The organism is Leptolyngbya sp. FACHB-1624 (assembly GCF_047649235.1).
In the GTDB taxonomy this organism is placed as follows: domain Bacteria; phylum Cyanobacteriota; class Cyanobacteriia; order Leptolyngbyales; family Leptolyngbyaceae; genus Leptolyngbya; species Leptolyngbya boryana.
Map to the genome: position 1 here is coordinate 3,028,966 of NZ_CP180258.1, position 20,327 is coordinate 3,049,292.

The following is a 20,327-nucleotide window of genomic DNA, read 5'->3' on the forward strand; positions in this document are numbered from 1 at the left end:
GAGCGTCAACAACAAAAGGTACAGCATAACTACGGCTATGTTAGTAATGTCTGCGTGAGTCAGGGTCTAACTGTTGTTTCAGGAATCACTCCCATTTGCTAGAGCTATGACATGATAGAAGTGGTGTCAGTTGTAGGATACGAAAGTGGAATCTTTGTCAGAAACCATGAATCTAGATGCCTATTTCCAGCGAATCGGGTATGGAGGCAGCGCATCTCCCACGCTTGAAACATTGCAAGCGATTCACTTGCATCATGCAACAACGATCGCATTTGAGAACCTGACTCCCTTGCTCAAGCAACCTGTTCTTTTAGATCTCCAATCCTTAGAGAAAAAGCTGATTCACGATCGACGGGGTGGCTATTGTTTTGAGCAGAACTTATTACTGCGATCGGTGCTGATTGCTTTGGGCTTTCAAGTGAAGAACTTAGCAGCACGGGTGCTATGGAATCTTCCAGAAGGCGCAACTACGCCCCGCAGTCATATGCTGCTGCACGTCGAAATTGACGGCAAGCCCTATCTAGCAGATGTGGGGTTTGGTGGCATTACCCAAACCGCTCCACTCTCACTCACACCAGACATCGAGCAAAAAACGCCACACGAGCCATTTCGGGTCATTGCTACTGAGCAGACTTACATCCTGCAAGCCAAGTTGAATGGCGAGTGGAAACCATTGTATCGATTTGATTTACAAGAACAATACTTGTCAGATTACGAAGTGAGTAACTGGTATGTTTCCACTCATCCAAACTCGCGGTTTGTCACAGGGTTAATGGCAGCTCGCCCAGATACTGATTGTCGCTACAGCTTGCTGAACAATCAACTCACAACTCATTATCTCAACGGGCAAACCGAGCGGCGGGTCTTGAAAGATGTGACCGAGTTTCATCATGTGCTAGAAGATTTATTTCGCTTGCAGCTACCGATGGCTTTGGATCTCGATCGCGTCTTGCAGCAGTTAATTACATCCGGTTAAGTGAAATCATTCATCGGATGTACATCCGTGTCAGTCGTCGATCGCCTCAATCCCAAGTTGCTTCAGTCGCTCAAGATTGTCTTTCATGGTCTTGAGCGCTTCGGGAGAGTGCCCCTGCCAATCTGTAACCTCGCCCGTCACCCACAGTGGCTCCCGTGAGCGGTAGGATTTCGTGGGATTTCCTGGGTATTTTTTGTCTGTCAGATTGGGATCATCCATAATTGAGCCAGTTGGTTCCACGATGTAAATTCTACCGGGCGCTTCGCCAACTGCCAGTTCTGCTCCCCAAATGGCTGCATCTAGAGTGGCAGTCAAGTAAACGTAGCTCGCCTTCTTCCTCTGACCGTAGTTTGAGTTGTAGCCCGGTTCGATTAGGTCTCCCGGCTTCAGGTTAGCTCGTGTGCCATGATAGAACTGCTGCGGAATCATATCGTCGGTAACTGTCATTGGCTCGCTCCTCATTCGGATAGGTGAGTTCCATCTCACATCTTAATTGCCCTCTATTTTTTGCTGCTTCTATAAAACTCATCCGGGATCTTAAGCATTCTGATGCGAGTGATCTGAAAGTTAACTTCCCTCCTCTACATCAGATAATGAAAGGAAATTAAACCTTCTTTCGTTTTTCATCATGGTTGATCTGACACTCTGGGGTACGTCCCTGACTTCCACTGCTCAACGGCTTCTCTTACTTGGCTCTGGCGAACTGGGCAAAGAAGTTGCCATTGAAGCGATGCGTCTGGGCTTGGAAATCATTGCAGTTGATAGCTATGCGAATGCACCTGCAATGCAGGTCGCCCATCGATCGCATGTGATCAATATGCTGGATGGAGCACAAGTGCGGCAAATTGTGGAGCAGGAAAAACCGGGACTGATTGTGCCGGAAGTCGAAGCGATCGCGACGGCTACCCTGGTTGAACTGGAACAGGAAGGCTGGAAAGTCATTCCCACCGCAAAGGCAACTCAGCTGACGATGAATCGAGAGGGAATTCGACGGCTCGCTGCCGAAGAGTTAGGACTGAAAACCTCACCCTACCGTTTTGCTGAGACAGAAGCGGAATATCAGCAAGCGATCGCAGAGGTGGGATTCCCTTGTGTCGTCAAACCTGTCATGAGTTCCTCCGGAAAAGGTCAGAGTACCGTTCGTACTGAGGCAGACGTAAACTCTGCCTGGGAATATGCCCAAGCCGGGGGACGCACCAAGGGCGGGCGCGTGATTATTGAAGGATTTATCTCCTTTGACACTGAGATTACTTTACTAACAGTTCGCTCTGCTTCGGGGACACACTTTTGTCCACCCATTGGACATATTCAAGTCAGTGGCGACTATCGAGAATCCTGGCAACCCTGCGCTCTGCATCCCCAGACGCTAGAACGGTGCCAAGAGATTGCGGAAAAGATTACGACAGCGCTTGGAGGATGGGGTCTCTTTGGCGTTGAACTGTTTATTCAGGGAGCTAGCGACACCGAGCAAACGGTTTACTTCAGTGAAGTGAGTCCTCGTCCTCACGATACTGGAATGGTGACGTTGATTAGTCAGAATATGTCTGAATTTGAGTTGCATGTGCGGGCAATCACTGGGCTTCCGATCGATGAAATTACCCTCATTCAACCCGGAGCCTCGGCTGTGATTCTCGCCGATGTGGCAGGCGACAATCCCCGATTTACGGGAATCAGTGAAGCATTGCAGATCCCGACGAGTAAAGTTCGTCTGTTTGGCAAGCCTCGGGCTTATCGGAATCGTCGGATGGGAGTTGCTTTGGCGCTCGGCAATACGGTGGAGCAAGCTAGAGAGCGAGCAAAATCAAGCGCGGCGGCTGTTACTGTTTTGGTCGATAATGGCGAATCAATGAGTTCGAGATGAACGCAGACAGAAATTCGATACCCTCAAGGTCTACTCGATAATTTCACAGCCAGCGAGTCGTCAGATTTCTGATGTGATAGTGCTGGCTTCCACTAGGTCAGGAGCAATTCTGGCGAGTTTTAACCAGGGATGCGATCGCATTCACTAATCGCTCTGGCTCTATCGGTTTGGCAAGGTGTAGTTGGAATCCGGCACTGAATGCCTGGTGTTGATTGAATTCTCCAGCATAAGCAGTCAGTGCGATCGCAGGCAGGTCAGCTTGTTTTGCGATCGCACGATTTCTTCCAGGGTGTTCTGCTGACAAAGATTCGCGTTGCACAGCCTCCAAGCGTCGGATCTGGCGCATCAACATATAGCCATCCATCTCCGGCATCCCAATATCACTAATGAGTAAATCTGGCTTCCATTGTTCCAGAATCGTTAACGCTGCCATTCCGGAGGCAGCAACTTTAACCTCTATGCCATAGGCTTCCAAAATCGTCTCCATCAAGTTGCACATATCCGCTTCGTCATCGACGACCAGAATCTTCAAATCGCGTAGGTCAGCCGTTGAGGTCGTGGGCGGTGGCTCTGAGGCGGTTTCGCAAGGCAGCGTTTGCAACGGCAAGCGAATCGTGAACGTAGCTCCCTGTCCGTCTCCAGCACTTTCTGCGCTGACTGTTCCGCCATGCTGTTCGGTTAAATGTTGCACAAGCGCGAGTCCTAATCCCAGACCGCCAAATTTTCGGGTCGTCGCTCCATCCTCCTGCCGAAAATAGTCGAACACATAAGGGAGAAAATCGGGGCTGATACCCTTGCCCGTATCCTGCACTTGAATTTGAGCAAACCCATCGCGGCGATCGAGGCGTACTTCAATCCGTCCATCCTGCGGCGTAAACTTGACTGCATTGGTCAAAAGATTCCAAACGATTTGCTGAAGCCGAGCCGCATCTCCGGCAACAATATTTTCATGACTTCCATCGTCATCGAGAGTGGCGTGAATTTGAATATTTTTCGCTTCTGCAGCGAGGCGAACGGTTTCGATCGCGGCTTTGATCGTCGTTGCCAGATTCACAGAACTAACATTGACCAACATCTTGCCTTGTAAAATCCGCGAGACATCAAGCAAATCTTCAATGAGTTGGGCTTGCAGCTTGGCATTACGTTCGATCGTGGCGAGTGCCTGAGCCGCTCTTTCCGGGCTAAATTTCTGGCTTTGCAGCAGTTTTGTCCAACCGAGAATCGGATTAAGCGGCGATCGCAGTTCGTGAGACAAAACCGCTAAAAATTCATCTTTGATGCGGTTGGCTCGTTCAGCTTCTCCACGGGCAGCTTGTTCCTGCCGGAGCAGTAAGTCTCGCTCCGCTTCGATTTGCACTCGCCGACTCACATCCAGGGAAACGCCGATCATTCGTTCTGCTTGTCCCTGTGCATCAAAGTAGGTACGCCCTCGGCTGTGCAACCAGCGCACCGTTTTATCAGGACCAATCACTCGGTACTCACACTGGAAAATGCCTTCTTGCTGCGCGTCTACCGTTGCTTGTGCCATTAGGGCGCGATCGTCGGGATGTACTGCGGCAAGGAAATCAGCCACAGTGCCAATTTGTGTCCCCCAAACTTCCTCGGAATTCTCGGAACACACCACGCGATCGACTTGTAAATCCCAATCCCAAACCACCATGCGTGCAGCATTGAGCGCGAGGCGCAACCGCTCCTCGGCAGTCCGTAAATCTTGTTCTGCTTGCTTGCGATCGGTAATGTCCTTCAATATCCCAACCAAACGAAGGGGCATACCATCGGCTGCAAACTCGACTTGCCCATTAGCCTCGATCCAACGCCACTGACCATTATCGTGCCGACAGATGCGGTAAACCGCCTGATAGGCACTGCCCTGCACCATGCTTTCCGTTAACTTCAATTCAAGCGACTCTCGATCGTCGGGATGAACGGCAGTGTTGATTAACTCCGTTTTGCTGAGTGCGCCATCGGCTAAAGTTCGCCCGAAAATCTCGTACATTCGGGAGTTTTCCCAAACGGCTTGATCAGTTTGGATGTTCCATTCAAACACCCCTAAGTTTGCTGCTTTGGTTGCCAAGTCAAGCCGTTGTTTTCGTTCGCGCAACGCGACTTCCACCCGACTGCGTTCCGCTTCACGCTCTTTGGCATCGGTCATGTCGGTATGGATTCCTAGCATCCGCAACGGCTGCCCCTGATCGTCCCACGCGACGATCTTACCGATCGATAAAATCCATTTCCAATCGCCCGATTTCGTGCGTTGTCTGAACTCCACCCGATAGAGATTCCGCTTGTTCGCAATGTAATCTTCATAAGCCTGAGCGGTGACAGCGAGATCATCGGGATGTAAGCGATCGCGCCATTTGGCATTGGTTTCTTGAAATTCATCTAGCTCATATCCGAGCATCCGCGCATATTCTGCATTGACGATCGCTTCACCGGTTTGCACGTTCAGATCATACAATCCCTGATTGGCAGCAGTTAACGCCAAGCGTAAGCGCTCCTCACTCTCCCGCAGGTCAATTTCTGCTTGCTTGCGTTGGGTAATATCACCAAACGAAATGGCAACCCCATCTCTTAATTTCACCGTCATATTGCGAAACCATCCGGTGATGCCGTCAGCTACATAAGACAGTTCGATATCATGGGGTTCGCCTGTTTCCACCACACGCACATAACGTTCAAACAATTCGCTGTTGATTTGATTGCCGGGAAGCACTTCTAGGAGTCGTTGACCAATCAAGTCTTCGACGGGATGCTGAAGAATCTCGGCAGCTTTGGGGTTGGCGTAAGTCCAAATAAAATCGATGATCCTCCCGGTTTCATCCCGCACACTATCGAGCAGCGTAAAGGCATCTAGCGAGAGTTCTTGACTGATGCGGAACCGTTCTTCACTCCGTCGTAAGGCTTCCTCATCCCGCTTGCGTTCGGTGATATCAAACAAGACTCCAATCGATCGAATTGCTGTTCCATCTGAGTTGTAAACAAAACTACCGAGTCCAGATACCCAAGCAATCTGCTGAGTATCTGCTCGGATCATGCGACACTCGGCGCAGTAGTTTCGATGCTCTTGGCGAGACTGTTGCCATTCCAACGCCACCAGTTCGCGATCGTCTGGATGAATTCGGTCATACCACATCTTTTCGGACGCTTCGCCTGTCGGGGTTGGTTCATACCCCAGCATCAGGAAATGGCGGTCTGACCATAGGGCTTTTCCGGTGATCAGATCCACATCCCAAGTGCCCATTTGTGCGCCTTCCATCGCCAAGCGTAGCCTTTCCTCACTTTGGCGCAATGCGGCTTCTGCCTGCTGGCGTTCTGCTTCGTTGCGTTTTGCTTCGCTGCGATCCAGCACAAAGCCGATGACAGTTCGATCGTCACGCAGCACCGAGCCGAGCAAAATCGGCACCCGCGACCCATCTTTGCGAATGTATTCTTTTTCAAACGGTTTACAAAACCCAACTGTGTTAAGTTCATGCTGCGATCGCTGACTCACCTGCTGATATTCTGGCGGGGTCATCGTATCCCACCGAATTCTTCCAGCGAGGAGATCTTCTCGGGTATAGCCGATCATTTTCAAAAAGGCATCGTTGGCATCGGTCATCGAACCCTGAAAATTGGCTGAAAAGATGCCGATAATATTCGACTTCGTAATGTGAGTCCATTGAGATTCACTATTGCGCCAAGCTTTGAAGTTAGCCTTAGCTCGACGGTTTGCATTCAGGCGAGATTCATTCAAGTAACTGATCAAAATTGACGCGATTGCAAATACGCCAGACTGAACCACCGTTTTGAGATCAATAGCACTAAACGAATGGTAGGGTTCTAGAAAAAAGTATTTGAGAAAAATCGTGGACAATAGCGTTGCAAACAAGCCAGGTCCAAATCCTCCAAACCAGGAGATGATCATGACTGCAACATAAAATAGGGCTGCTGGAGTGTCTTGCAGCAGGGGAGCGATGAGCAATGTAATTCCTAACGCAGTCATCACGATCAGCAGTGCAAGACCGTAATACCAAAACTGAGTGGTTTCTTGCTCGAAACCACTGAGGACAAACTGTCGTAGTTTAGTTGCGTAGCGTCCTAAACGCAACTTTGAAAAAACTCCCCGAGTTGCCATCGTCTTTCTCCTCCTTTAGGAGGAAGAATAGGACACTCATAGATAGAGACAAACCTGACTAAAGGAGGATTTTGCAATTCGGACGTGTAATCGTTGTCCCTTCAAGATGAAAATAGATAAGAGTTGAATTCTCTAGGGCGAACTGTCTGAGTTACGAATTATGCCTCATGTCTTACTGGTTGATGATGAAGCACCCTTACGGGATAGCCTAAGCTACGCTTTGCAGAAGGAAGGCTATCACGTCACAACCGCAGCGGACGGTGCTGCTGCCTTAAAACTCTTTCACAAGCAAGTACCAGATGTAATTTTACTGGATCTGATGCTGCCAGAGGTGGGAGGTATGGAAGTGTGTTGGCGCATTCGAGCGTTTTCTGATGTTCCCATCGTCATGCTGACAGCAAAAGATCAAGATCTCGACAAAACCTGGGGACTCGAAGCCGGAGCCGATGATTACATCACCAAGCCGTTTAACACACGGGAATTGCTGGCGCGGATTCGGGCAGTGTTGTTGCGGCAGCATTCGGCAGGTGAAGGATCAGCGATCGTAGAGTAAGGGCAATGCGGCTTAAACCATTGAGTTCAATCAAGTGGAATTCCTTACACACAAAGCTCTTGGTCACTTACTGGTTGCTCACAGTGCTAGGAACGTCACTGATGGCAGGGTTTCTGCTGCAATCGCTGTCTCGCTACTTTATCCAGATGCGACAAACCGATTTAGAAAATTGGACGACTGCGATTAGCGAGAGTGTTGCAGATGAGTTAGAACAGCAGAATATTGCGCGAGTTCAACAGTTCATGCAACGCTACGGGAAACCCGAAACTATAACGCTGCGCGTTTTGAGTCCACAAGGGCAGCTCCTCGCATCTTCTGCCCAGACAGACCGTCACATTACAAACTGGCTGGCGGTTCCGGGGGTGCAAGAAGCTTTGCAAAATCGAACAGTGCAGGGAACAGCGAAAGGGGTATTCTCAGGCGACGATCGCTTGTATGTTGCACGCCCGATTTGGCGTAATGGGCAGTTTCTCGGCGTGCTGCGAATGTCAGTGACGCTAGAACAATTCCAACAGCAGTTTTCATTTTTATGGTGGACGGTCATTGGGACGCTCTTGCTGACCATGATTCTGTGTGCTGTCATTAGCGATCGCTTAGCTAGAAGTGTTTCTATCCCCATACAAACGATGCGAAATTTTGCCATTCGTTTAGGCAGCGGTCACTTTGGTGACAAGTTAAGCATTCGTCAAAGTAATGAGCTAGATGAACTCGCGAACGAACTCAATCGTATGAGTGAACGGTTAGCGTCATTGGATCAAGAGCGGCGTACTTTTCTCGCGAATGTTTCACATGAACTGCGTACCCCCATTAGCAATATTCAAGTGACGGTAGAAGCCCTGCAAAATGGAGCAGTCGAAGAACCGAATTTGCGCGATCGCTTTTTTCAAACCATTGAAGATGAAACACGGCGATTAGCCCGCTTGATTCATGACCTCCTCGATTTGGGGCGATTAGAAGCGGGGGCAACGGTGCTAGAGCAGCAGCGAATTGACCTGAGGCAGTTAATCGATCGGGCAGTTCGAGCGGTAGAAACGCGAATGCAGATGCACGACATGTCGTTTCATCTCAATATTGCAAAGGTTTCTCTCGTTGGTGATCCAGAGCGGCTTTTGCAAGCTTTGCTAAATATTTTGGATAACGCTATCAAATATTTCAAAGAACATTCTCAAGTTTCTATCACGGGGACACGCGACGGTCAGCACGTCGTCATTATCATTCAAGATCAAGGTCCTGGCATTGAGCAAACTGCATTGCCCCGAATTTTTGAGCAGTTTTACACGGGTGATCCGTCGCGAAAAGGCAGTAGTACAGGATTAGGACTTGCGATCGCACAACGCATTATCCAAGCCCATGAGGGCACAATCACGGCAAGTAGTACGATTGGGCAGGGAACTAAATTCACAATTTGTTTGCCTGTTCGATCCATGAAGTAATGCCGAATGTAGGAGGCATCTCTATGCCTCCCAAAAACAATAGAATTAGCGCTGAAGCCAAACTCGAAGTACCGAGAGAAGTTGATCAGTTTCGACAGGTTTCGTGATGTAGTCTGATGCTCCGGCTTCCATACATTTTTCTCGATCGCCTCGCATTGCTTTTGCAGTCAATGCAATGATCGGTAAGTTTAGGAACTGGTGGTCTTGTCGAATTGCGCATGTTGTTTCATAGCCATCCATTTCTGGCATCATCACATCCATCAACACTAAATCAATATCTGGATGTTCTTGCAGCATCGTAATGCCTTCTCGACCATTTCCAGCGTAGAGAATTTCCATCTGATACCGCTCTAGAACACTTGTCAACGCAAAGATATTCCGCATATCGTCATCAACGATGAGAATTTTTTTGCCTGCCAGGGTTCTATCCTCTTGCTGCGATCGCTCTAGCATCTGTCGCTGCATTTCTGGTAAGTTCGCTTGCACTCGATGCAGGAACAAAGCAGTTTCATCCAGCAAGCGTTCTGGCGATCGCACATCTTTGAGAATGATAGTGTCTGAAATGCGCCGCAGTTCTCGTTCTTCTTGAGCAGTGAGATCCTTTCCGGTGTAGATGATAATGGGTAAATGGATGAGGCTCGGTTCTTGCTTGACTTGCTCTAGGAAGGCAAATCCATCCATATCAGGCAATCCTAGATCGAGCACAAGACAATCAAAGCGTTGCGATCGCAGCATTTCTAGCGCTTCTGTCCCAGTTCCTACAGCCGTACTGACGACATCAGTATTGCCAATCAACTCGACAATGCTTTGACGCTGCACGTCATCATCTTCCACAACCAGTAAAGTTTTCACGGGACGCTCGACAAATTCTTTGATGCTTGACAAAGCATCACGCAGAGATTCACTGTTCACAGGCTTTTGCAGGTAAGCGATCGCACCCTGTCGTAAACTCCGCTGTAAGCCTTCCTCGACGGACATGATGTGAACGGGAATATGGCGAGTAGCATTGTGATGCTTCAGCCGATCTAACACCATCCAACCATCCAGAATAGGCAGGCGAATATCGAGCATGATTGCCGTCGGTTTAAACTGCTGTGCGAGTTCTAGACCAACATTGCCGCGCGTTGCAACGATGCCTTTGAAGCCTTGCTGCCGTGCTACATCGAGTAAAATGCGAGCAAAATTCACATCGTCTTCGATCATCAGCAGGGTCAAGTCTCCAGGCTGAATGCTGTCTCGGTCATCTTCGATCGTTTGCTCAAGCACTGTAATTGCTGGTTCTGGCGGATTACTGGTCGAGGTTGGAGCTTCAGAGGCGGATTGCATTGCCGCAGACCGAACTATCGGAGATGGGGACGCAGCGATCGCTGATGCAGATCTAGAGGAATCCCAACGCCCGCTATCATTTTGGGGGAGATAGAGCGTAAAAGTGCTGCCTCGCCCAAGTTCGCTTTGCAATCGAATTTCGCCTCCTAACAATCGAGCAATTTCTCGACTGATCGATAAGCCTAAGCCTGTCCCGCCGTACTTGCGACTGGTCGTCCCATCTGCCTGCTGAAAGGCTTCAAAAATCACCTGTTGTTTGTCCGGTGCAATACCAATTCCAGTGTCAGAAACGGCAAACGCAATCACACGATCGGCACGATTCAGGATGTTTTGATCAAAACTCCATCCCCCAGTTTCAAGACTGACTCTAAGGCTCACTTGACCTTGTTCAGTAAACTTGAACGCATTCGAGAGCAAGTTTTTCAGCACTTGCTGCAACCGTTTCGCGTCGGTGTACAAACTGCGCGGCAACTGTGAATCAAAGTGCATCTGGAAATCAAGTTTGCGATCTTGGGCAACTTGCCGGAAGGTGCGATCGAGATGATTTCGCAGGTCAGTAAATGACATAGGTTCTGGATCGAGCGACATTGTTCCCGATTCGATTTTCGCGAGATCGAGAATGTCATTGATCAGTCCGAGCAAGTCATTTCCAGAAGAATAGATGGTGCGAGCATACTCGATCTGCTTATCCGTGAGGTTGTTCTCTGTGTTGTCGGCAAAGAGACGAGCCAGGATTAATAAACTATTGAGCGGTGTTCGCAACTCGTGGGACATATTCGCCAGAAACTCAGACTTGTATTTAGAACTTAAGGCAAGTTGTTCGGCTTTTTCTTCTAGCGATCGACGCGCATGTTCAATCTCTTGGTTTTTGCGTTCTACTTCCCGGTTTTGCACGGCTAATAGTTCAGCTTTTTCCTGGAGTTCTTCATTGGTTTGTTGGAGTTGCTCTTGTTGGTTTTTCAGAAGTTCTTCAGAAGCTTTCAGCGATTGTGCTTGTTGTTCTAATCGTTGATTGGTTTCTGTGAGTTCTTTCTGTTGACTTTGGAGTTCTTCTGCCAAAGATTGCGACTGTTTGAGGAGTTCTTCGGTGCGCATACTCGCCGCGATCGTATTGAGGACGATCGCAATACTTTCGGTCAACTGATCGAAGAAAGTTAAGTGAATATCGCTAAACCGAGAGAATGAAGCAAGTTCGATCACCGCTGTTACCTGTCCTTCAAATAACACAGGTAGTGCAACTGCATTTAATGGAGCCGCTTCGCCCAATCCCGAACTAATGGTGATGTATTCAGGCGGTACTTCAGTCAGCAAAATGCGCTCTTTCTCTAACGCACATTGTCCGATCAGCCCTTCTCCGAGTTGGAAACGGTTTCCTAAGTGCTTGCGCTCTCGATAAGCATAGGTGCTGAGGAGCTTGAGATAAGATGCGCGATTTTCGCTCGCTTCCATCAAATAGAAGACTCCGTGCTGTGCCGATACTAAGGGAGCCAATTCTGACAAAATCAGTTTGGAGACGGTTTCTAAATCGCGCTGACCTTGTAGCATTCGCGTGAACTTCGCCAAGTTGGTTTTGAGCCAGTCTTGTTCGGTGTTCTTTTGCGTCGTTTCGCGCAAGTTGGCGATCATCTGGTTGATATTGTCTTTGAGAACCGCGACTTCTCCTTTGGCTTCAACAGAAATCGATCGCGTTAAATCTCCCTTCGTGACCGCCGTTGCAACTTCAGCGATCGCTCTTACTTGCGTTGTTAGATTCGCTGCAAGTTCATTCACGTTGTCGGTCAAATCGCGCCACGTTCCTGATGCCCCCGGAACTTTCGCCTGTCCTCCCAGTTTGCCTTCACTTCCAACTTCTCGCGCAACGGTAGTCACTTGTTCTGCAAACGTTGCCAACGTATCAATCATTTCGTTGATCGTGTCAGCTAACGTTTCGATTTCACCTTTGGCATCGAGCATTAACTTCAGTTTCAAGTTTCCGTTCGCAACCGCAGTTACCACTCGTGCAATACCTCGCACTTGTGCTGTGAGATTGCTTGCCATCGAATTAACGTTATCAGTGAGATCCTTCCAGGTTCCAGCGACTCCAACGACTTGCGCTTGACCGCCTAACTTCCCTTCAGTTCCTACTTCTCGCGCCACTCGTGTCACTTCAGAAGCAAAGGAACTCAATTGATCGACCATTGTATTGATGGTGTTTTTCAGATCGAGAATTTCTCCTTTGACATCAACGGTGATCTTTTTAGAGAGATTGCCATTCGCGATCGCAGTTGCGACTTCTGCAATGTTCCGTACCTGTGCTGTGAGATTGCCTGCCATCAAATTGACGTTATCAGTCAAATCTTTCCAGGTACCACCCACACCTCGGACATAGGCTTGCACACCTAACTTTCCTTCAGTACCCACTTCTCGCGCGACTCGTGTGACTTCAGAAGCAAACGAATTGAGCTGATCCACCATCGTGTTGATCGTGTTTTTCAGCTCTAGAATCTCGCCTTTGACATCGACCGTAATTTTCTTTGACAAGTCGCCATTTGCGACCGCTGTTGTAACTTCAGCAATGTTTCTCACCTGTGCGGTTAAGCTTCCCGCCATAAAGTTCACGCTGTCGGTGAGATCTTTCCAAGTTCCAGCAACACCCTTAACTTCTGCTTGTACTCCGAGTTTGCCTTCGGAACCCACTTCCCGCGCCACTCGTGTGACTTCAGAAGCAAATGAGTTAAGTTGATCAACCATTGTATTCACAGTGTTTTTCAACTCTAGAATCTCACCTTTGACATCGACGGTAATTTTCTTCGAGAGATCACCATTTGCGACCGCCGTCGTCACGGCTGCAATGTTTCTCACTTGTGCAGTTAAACTCCCTGCCATGAAGTTCACACTATCGGTGAGATCTTTCCACGTACCCGCAACCCCTCGAACATCTGCTTGTACTCCAAGTTTTCCTTCGGAACCCACTTCTCGCGCCACTCGCGTCACTTCTGACGCAAAGGAACTGAGTTGATCCACCATGGTGTTGATCGTGTTCTTCAGTTCGAGAATTTCGCCTTTGACATCGACGGTAATCTTCTTCGAGAGATCACCATTTGCTACGGCTGTAGTAACTTCAGCAATATTTCTGACCTGTGCAGTCAAATTACCTGCCATGAAGTTCACACTGTCGGTGAGATCTTTCCAAGTTCCGGCAACGCCACGCACTTGAGCTTGTACCCCTAACTTCCCTTCTGTTCCCACTTCTCGCGCCACCCGTGTGACTTCCGAAGCAAAAGAATTGAGCTGATCCACCATGATATTGATGGTGTTTTTCAACTCCAGAATTTCACCTTTGACATCGACGGTAATTTTCTTCGAGAGATCACCATTCGCAACCGCCGTTGTGACTTCTGCAATGTTTCTCACTTGTGCCGTTAAGCTTCCCGCCATAAAGTTCACGCTGTCCGTGAGATCTTTCCACGTACCTGCAACGCCTTTGACCTGTGCTTGACCGCCAAGCTTTCCTTCTGCTCCTACTTCTCGCGCCACCCGTGTGACTTCCGAAGCAAATGAGTTAAGTTGATCCACCATCGTATTGACGGTATTTTTCAACTCTAGAATTTCACCTTTGACATCGACGGTAATTTTCTTCGAGAGATCCCCATTTGCCACGGCTGTGGTCACTTCGGCAATGTTCCGCACCTGTGCGGTCAGATTGCCTGCCATCGAGTTGACGCTATCAGTCAAATCTTTCCACGTCCCTGCAACCCCTCGAACATCTGCTTGCACTCCAAGTTTGCCTTCGGTTCCCACTTCCCGCGCCACTCGCGTTACTTCTGACGCAAAGGAATTGAGTTGATCGACCATTGTATTGATCGTGTTTTTCAACTCTAGAATTTCACCTTTGACATCGACGGTAATTTTCTTCGAGAGATCCCCATTTGCCACGGCTGTGGTTACTTCGGCAATGTTCCGCACCTGTGCGGTCAGATTGCCCGCCATCGAGTTGACGCTATCGGTCAAATCTTTCCATGTACCCGCAACTCCGGGCACATCTGCCTGCACGCCCAACATGCCTTCGGTTCCCACTTCCCGCGCCACTCGCGTCACTTCTGAGGCAAAGGAATTGAGCTGATCGACCATTGTATTGACGATTTGAGCGGATTGCAGAAATTCTCCTTGTAGAGGTCTACCATCAATCTCAGTCGCGATCGTTTGGGTTAAATTTCCGGTTGCGACTGCCCGAATCACTCGTGTCGTCTCAGTCATCGGCTGTACTAAGTCGGTAATCAGCGTATTCACAGAGCCGATCGATGCCTTCCAAGCGCCGCGCGCATTGTCGATCGTAGCTCGTTCACTAATTTTTCCTTCTTTGCCAACCACAGTGCTGATGTGTTCTAGCTCAGTTGCCATTTGCTCATTCATCTCGATGATGTCATTGAGCGTATCGGCAATTTTTCCTGCAATTCCAGTTTGATCGATCGGCATTCGGACAGAGAAATTGCCCCTTTTTACTTCAATCAGTGTTCTGAGAAGCTGCTGAAGATCAAGATTATCTGATTCGCTGGTGAGAGGTGCGGTTGTCATAGCAAAGTGAACGGGTAGTTTAAGCCAAAGTCAGAATTTTCTCTGCTTCAATCCAATACCAGAGACATATTCGGACTCATTATCCGTCTTCTATATCTATGAATGGCTTCTACCAATGGAGGTAATCTTTGCTGCTTTCTATCTTTAGATAGAAGATAATACACAGCTATCAACCTATTTTAACGCGGGCGTAGTATAGTGCTTTGCTTAGCACTTCGCTAAATTCATTGCTTAGATTGTAGGTCTTGCTCATTTAACTTAGAAAGGAATTCTCTTTTGAAAGGTCAGTCATTTAATCAAGAACCCAGTGCTAAAGATTTCAATCATTTAGTCGAGTCTGTCGTCCAAGCTGTGTTGAAAGTAGGTCAGAGCCAAAATCTAGAAGAAGCGATCGTCATTCGCAATGAACTGCGTCGTCTGCCGGATGGACTTCTCACTGAGGTTCTCAATCAGGTGATCCTGCATCTCGTGTCAGTCGATCCGCTCCTATGTCGCTGGTTTATTATTGATGTCTTTCTCCGCGATGCTCCAGCAGAAGGAAGAGCAGATGTAGCAGAACGAATCAATCTCTTATTAGCGGATCTAAGATCAAACGAGTCTTCTGACCCCCAAATCTAATCCTATCCGAAAGGCTTCAGTGATATGTTTCTCATGCTCTAGGCAAATCGATTTACCAATCACTAGAGGAATATAGCAATGGAGCAGCAAGCCCTGACTAAAATCGTCTTGCTTATGCAGACTTAAAAAAGCGAATAATTTCTCGAACATGTTCTAAAAATTGTCCGTCTGCTGTAATTTGCGCGATCGCTTGTCGAGCTTCACGAGAGAGCCGTTCGTGATCGGCTTGATTTGTCGATCGCAACTCTTCTTGAAGCGATGCGAGTCGAGTCAAATCTTGGCGTAGTGCAAGCATTTCTCGCTGTTGAGTCGCTACCCAAGAACTAGGATTCTCGGCATCGAATTGAGTTTCTAACCGCTCAGCTGTACTTTCTAGCGTAATTAGGCGGTTGCGAAGTTCTAGGACATCTTCACGGGGATATTTGAATTGTTCGCGTAGGGTTGCAATCCGAAAAGCAAAGTAGCGATAGGTTTGAATTGCAGGACGTAATCCAGTCAGGAGTAAAGCTGCACCTGAGCCGATATAGCCAACCGGCGTAATTTCCGCGATCGCGAGTGCATACAAAGCCAGTGCAGACAGCCCATGCAGCACAAGTACAACCCAGAGCGAGCGAGATTGTACCTGTCTGAGATAGTTGATTTGTGCGGGATCAACTGAGATATTTGCATCCGTTGAAAATTCTGCTTCTGCGATCGCTTCTCTTGCTGCAAAGTGAATGTTCCAAGGAACCGTGACAATCACCACTAACCAGCCAAAAATAGCAACTCCAATGACCCAATCTAGAAAGCTTCCCGTTGGAATGTTTAGCCATTGTAATCCACCGAAGCAAAGCAAAACGAGTGCCACGATCGAGAAAGCAAAACTTAAATATGCAGACATCGCACGATACCTTCAAAGCTTGTGGCTTGATTGTGCGAGGTCAAGCTTTGAAAGAGCGAATCACTTATGCCAGTTTTCATTACGCCACAAAATCAAGGATGTGTTGAGCAGTAATTTCTGGTTTTTCAAGGTGGGGAACATGTCCACATTGCTCGATCCAGATCAGCTTACTGTTCGCGATCGCGCTTTCAAATTTTTTTGCATCTTTTGTGCCTAAAATTTGGTCAGAGTCACCCCAGAGAATCAAGGTAGGACAAGCGATTTGAGAGATTTTATTGCTCAAAAAGTTATAGCCGCCGCTCTTGGTAAACGCAATTAAAGCTTCATTCCAGCGAGAGAGTTTAAGATGCAATGCAGCACAGAGTTCAGCATCTTCCGTGACAAAGCTCGCATCACAATATGCTTTCAAACTGACACTGCGCCGCACATTCGGTTTTCTGAGAAATTCAGTTGCTAGATAGCCGAGCGGAGGAATCAGAAATTTACCGATTGCAGGGCCAGCCGCAAAACCTGCACTATCGAGTAAGACCAGTTTTGCAACTGTTTCAGGATAAGTTAGAGCAAAGTCGATCGCAGCAGCGCCTCCCATTGATGCACCGACTAAAACTACAGGACGCGCAATCTTCTCCTTCCAAAAATCATAGAGATGCGTTTTGATGGCTTCTGGGCTGAATGGCGTATTGATTGGGCGATCGGTAAACCCAAATCCGAGTAAATCAACAATCCAAGTGTCATGATGGCTTGCAAGCCGAGGAAGCAATCGCCGAAATTCAAATACTGAACTATCAAAACCGTGGAGTAAGAGAATTGGGATTCCGCCTTCGCCTTGATGCACATATGCAGTTTCAATCGATTCCAAGCTGATTGAAGTTGGAATGGGAGCGCGCCGAATTTGGCGGGCTAGCGCGATCGAGGTTTCTTCAGTGAGTTGGGAGACTTCGGACGGTAAAAAGCTTTCAAACATTGCCGATGCAGAAATTGATTCTATCTAATCGTTTCATATTTTTGCCATTTTCTGCCCGATTCTCAAATCTTAGAGTCTTGTGAGAAATTGTGAGGGCGAGACTTCCGAGATTTCAAAACCTCGGAAGTCTATGAGGATCTGTGATCTTCATACCAATCTTCAGCAATGCCTGACCGTGAAGGCTTATCGGTGAAGTTTCTCACGGATGACCTTCTCAATGCCTTGTTCGATCGCTAGCCAAGCAGCGTCTCGATCTGTCCACTGTGTAACGGCTTTTAAGTCAGGGGGGAGAGCTTGAAGATGGTTAAACGGAATCGCGTTCCAGTTTACCGGACGGATTAAAATCGGAAGCACGATCGCTTCTTTTGCTTCGTGTCTTTTTAGGGCTTGTTCGACCTCGATTTCATAGCAGTAGTCTGAAGCAATGAAGTCAGAACTGATAAGCAGCAGAATGATATCGGCTCTTTCTAAATTTGTGTCTAGCTCGTGTTTCCAATCGGCTCCGGGTAAAATTCGACGATCGTGCCACGGTTGAATTAAGTTATTGCGTTGGAGGAGTTTTAGACGGACTTCTAATTCGTCGCGGAGGGCTTCATCCTTGTGAGAGTAGCTATAAAACAATCGTAGGGCTTGATCTCGGAATCCTGCATCGGGTCTCCTTCTGCGAGTGTCAGTTAAGTCAACGCCTTTGAGTAAATCTTGGACTTTGAGAGTAATTACTTTTCCGTTAATCACATGCGGAAATTCTCTGAGATTGTTTTTCTCCATCACAATCAAGTCTTGATAGTTCAGGAGAATTTCTGGGTGGGCGGGGACGGGGACTTTTTCTTCGGGTTTGAATTTGAAATTGCTATGGATACGATCGAAGTCCGATCGAATAATTCCAAGCAGGCGATTTCGACTATTGATCGCACCATTGATATTGATCGTAATAGCGCGATCGTTTCGATCTGCTTTGACAAGTGCCTGATTGCCTTCAAATTCTAGAATGACACCTGTACGCCAACGGAGGTGAGGCGGACTCAAGACATGGGTGCGAACAATGAAGCGGGGAAGTAAGCCTTCTGGCAGGATGGGATATTCATAGCGGAAATTGAGACATTCGGCAGGGTGGAAGGCTTCGGCTTCGGGAGGTTGCTGCTTGTCGAGTAGATCGGGGATGAGGTAACGGTTTTCGTCTTCTTGGAAACGGAAGCATAGCTCGAACTTTCGCATCAGTTCTAGTAGAAAGTCGTAGCATTCTGGGGGATAGCTTTCTCGATCGAGCGTTTGAGCTAGATTTGGGTGGTTAATTCGCCCTTGTTTGCGGTGATTTCGGGGGCGTTTAGGAGTTGATAGATGCCACTTGTGACCCAGTGGGGATTGAGGACGTGAGTTCCGCGTAGGCGCAGATCGTCTTTGTAGTTGAGTGCGATGCCGAGGTTGTGGAGATGGGTGGCAAGTGAGTCTTGAGCGCTGGCATCCATTTCGCCGTCTGCTGCACAGATCGATCGATATTCTTCAAATCGGATGTAGTTTTTTGTGCTCAGGGTGAGGCGGTTTTTGATCTCAAACCAACTGGTCGGAAAGACTAGTCGGAGATGTTCTAAGCGATCGGTTTCTCGTTCGATCGCGGTTCGGAGTTGCTCCGTGCCGATCTGAGCTTCAAAATCGGTGGCGATGAACTCACAGATGTTGGGGAATTTTTGCTTGAGAGCGCTGCGATTGACATCGAAGGGATGGTCTTTAATTTTGTTAAGAACGACGATGACGGGAGAGCTACTGCCAAAGCTCTGAATCAGTTCTAACCAGTATTCCGCGTCGGAGTCTTCGTGACCTTGGCGACCATTGAGGACGAGGAGATACAGGCTGCGTTCTGTGAGAAAGAACTGATGGGTAGAGTGCATGATTTCTTGCCCGCCAAAGTCCCACACGTTGAGTTTGATCTCTTCGGTGTCGTTGAGTTGCAGATTCCAATGAGTGATTTGAATGCCTTGAGTCTTTTTAGAATCTGGATCGAATTTGTTGTGGATGAGACGATTGATGAGCGAGGTTTTGCCGACGTTACCGAAGCCTACTAGGATGAGCTTGGCTTCGTTTAAGGGTTGTCGATCTGTTTTAGATAAGGTGCGGAAGTAGTAGTCTAGGATGTCTTGGGGATTGGCTGGATCAGCGCCATACTCGATATCGCTCCAAGAGGCACCAAGAATTTCAGTTGGTATTGCAAGCTGCGTATTGTTGTGAAGACACAATATATGCAAGTCAGGAAGATACTTTAGAAATTCTGGCAGATAGCTAAGTGCATTATCACTTAAGTCAATGTCTTCGAGCTTAGAGAGTTGAGTAATAAATTCCGGAACACTTGTCAATTGATTGTTGTCGAGAAAAAGAGATTCCAGATTTGCAAGTTGTCCCAGTTCTGCTGGAATACTCGTCAATTGGTTGTTGTAGAGAGCAAGCACTGTCAGATTTGCAAGCTGTCCTAGTTCTGCTGGAATACTTGTCAATTGATTGTTGGAGAGGTCAAGCCGTGTCAGATTTGCAAGCTGTCCCAATTCGGCGGGAACCGTCGTCAATTGATTGTTGGAGAGGTGAAGCACTGCCAGATTTGCAAGTTGTCCCAATTCGGCAGGAATACTTGTCAATTGATTGTTGGAGAGGTCAAGCCGTGTCAGGTTCACGAGTTGTCCCAATTCGACAGGAACGGTTGTTAGCTGAAGACCAGGTAAATCTAGTACGTTCGCATTACTCAACAGTGCCTCTTGAATTCGCCGTTTTGCCTCAGAATGCCATTCCTCTTCGGATACAATCTCTTCTGGTGACAACCCTAGAGCCTGTGCGATCGTAGTCACACTCGCTTCACTCACTCGCCTTCCTTGCCACAATCGTCTCACCGTATCCACACTAACCCCGGCTCGTTGCGCGATCACCGCATGGGTCAGATTAAGTTTTGCTTTTGCTGCATTGAGTCGATCGATTCCTTCTGGACTCGCTAAGAAAGTACGAGAGTTGGCTGGCATCGTCTGAATCCTAGTGTTCAGTTATACTTTACAAAATTTTCTGAGAGTA

General features: G+C 48.1%; 11 protein-coding genes and 1 pseudogene. 5 read left to right on the forward strand and 7 right to left on the reverse strand.

The features are described 5' to 3' along the window. Positions 1-145 precede the first annotated feature (145 nt). Positions 146-976: an arylamine N-acetyltransferase gene (locus tag ACMUEV_RS14135; protein WP_347277587.1), complete on the forward strand. Its 831-nt coding sequence runs from the start codon at positions 146-148 to the stop codon at positions 974-976. A gap of 30 nt (positions 977-1,006) precedes the next feature. On the opposite strand, the gene arr is transcribed toward ACMUEV_RS14135, so the two are convergent. Continuing rightward, positions 1,007-1,423, reverse strand: coding sequence for an NAD(+)--rifampin ADP-ribosyltransferase (arr, locus tag ACMUEV_RS14140; RefSeq protein WP_242044235.1), 417 nt, complete (start codon positions 1,421-1,423; stop codon positions 1,007-1,009). 181 nt (positions 1,424-1,604) lie between these two features. Between arr and purT the strand changes: the two genes are divergently transcribed. Further along, positions 1,605-2,837 carry a formate-dependent phosphoribosylglycinamide formyltransferase gene (gene purT / locus ACMUEV_RS14145; protein ID WP_190647837.1) on the forward strand — a complete coding sequence of 411 codons (1,233 nt, stop codon included), beginning with the start codon at positions 1,605-1,607 and terminating at the stop codon, positions 2,835-2,837. Positions 2,838-2,934: 97 nt separating this feature from the next. Here the strand turns inward: purT and ACMUEV_RS14150 are convergent, their stop codons facing one another. Then, positions 2,935-6,951: a PAS domain-containing protein gene (locus ACMUEV_RS14150; RefSeq protein ID WP_190647835.1), complete on the reverse strand. Its 4,017-nt coding sequence runs from the start codon at positions 6,949-6,951 to the stop codon at positions 2,935-2,937. A 160-nt stretch (positions 6,952-7,111) separates the two neighbouring features. Between ACMUEV_RS14150 and ACMUEV_RS14155 the strand changes: the two genes are divergently transcribed. Beyond that, complete coding sequence (locus tag ACMUEV_RS14155) at positions 7,112-7,504, forward strand: response regulator transcription factor (protein WP_190647833.1); 393 nt, start codon at positions 7,112-7,114, stop codon at positions 7,502-7,504. 5 nt (positions 7,505-7,509) lie between these two features. After that, on the forward strand, positions 7,510-8,937 hold the full coding sequence (locus tag ACMUEV_RS14160) for an ATP-binding protein (RefSeq protein WP_190647824.1): 1,428 nt from the start codon (positions 7,510-7,512) through the stop codon (positions 8,935-8,937). 45 nt (positions 8,938-8,982) lie between these two features. Here the strand turns inward: ACMUEV_RS14160 and ACMUEV_RS14165 are convergent, their stop codons facing one another. Next, entirely contained in the window at positions 8,983-14,817 is a 5,835-nt protein-coding gene (locus ACMUEV_RS14165; protein WP_190647822.1) for a HAMP domain-containing protein, read from the reverse strand. 276 nt (positions 14,818-15,093) lie between these two features. Here ACMUEV_RS14165 and ACMUEV_RS14170 point away from each other — a divergent pair, with 276 nt between their 5' ends. After that, on the forward strand, positions 15,094-15,435 hold the full coding sequence (locus ACMUEV_RS14170) for a hypothetical protein (protein WP_190647820.1): 342 nt from the start codon (positions 15,094-15,096) through the stop codon (positions 15,433-15,435). Between the two features lie 112 nt (positions 15,436-15,547). Here the strand turns inward: ACMUEV_RS14170 and ACMUEV_RS14175 are convergent, their stop codons facing one another. The 4 genes and pseudogenes from ACMUEV_RS14175 to ACMUEV_RS14190 form a co-directional block, all read right to left on the reverse strand. After that, on the reverse strand, positions 15,548-16,315 hold the full coding sequence (locus ACMUEV_RS14175) for a hypothetical protein (protein ID WP_017288462.1): 768 nt from the start codon (positions 16,313-16,315) through the stop codon (positions 15,548-15,550). Positions 16,316-16,394: 79 nt separating this feature from the next. After that, the gene (locus ACMUEV_RS14180; protein WP_190647818.1) at positions 16,395-17,279 is read right to left on the reverse strand and encodes an alpha/beta fold hydrolase; all 885 of its coding nucleotides are present in this window, start codon (positions 17,277-17,279) and stop codon (positions 16,395-16,397) included. A gap of 183 nt (positions 17,280-17,462) precedes the next feature. Further along, on the reverse strand, positions 17,463-18,047 hold the full coding sequence (locus ACMUEV_RS14185) for a toll/interleukin-1 receptor domain-containing protein (protein WP_242044240.1): 585 nt from the start codon (positions 18,045-18,047) through the stop codon (positions 17,463-17,465). Between the two features lie 276 nt (positions 18,048-18,323). Next, positions 18,324-20,278 (reverse strand): annotated as a pseudogene (locus ACMUEV_RS14190) (COR domain-containing protein); the annotation flags it as partial. Positions 20,279-20,327 lie beyond the last annotated feature (49 nt).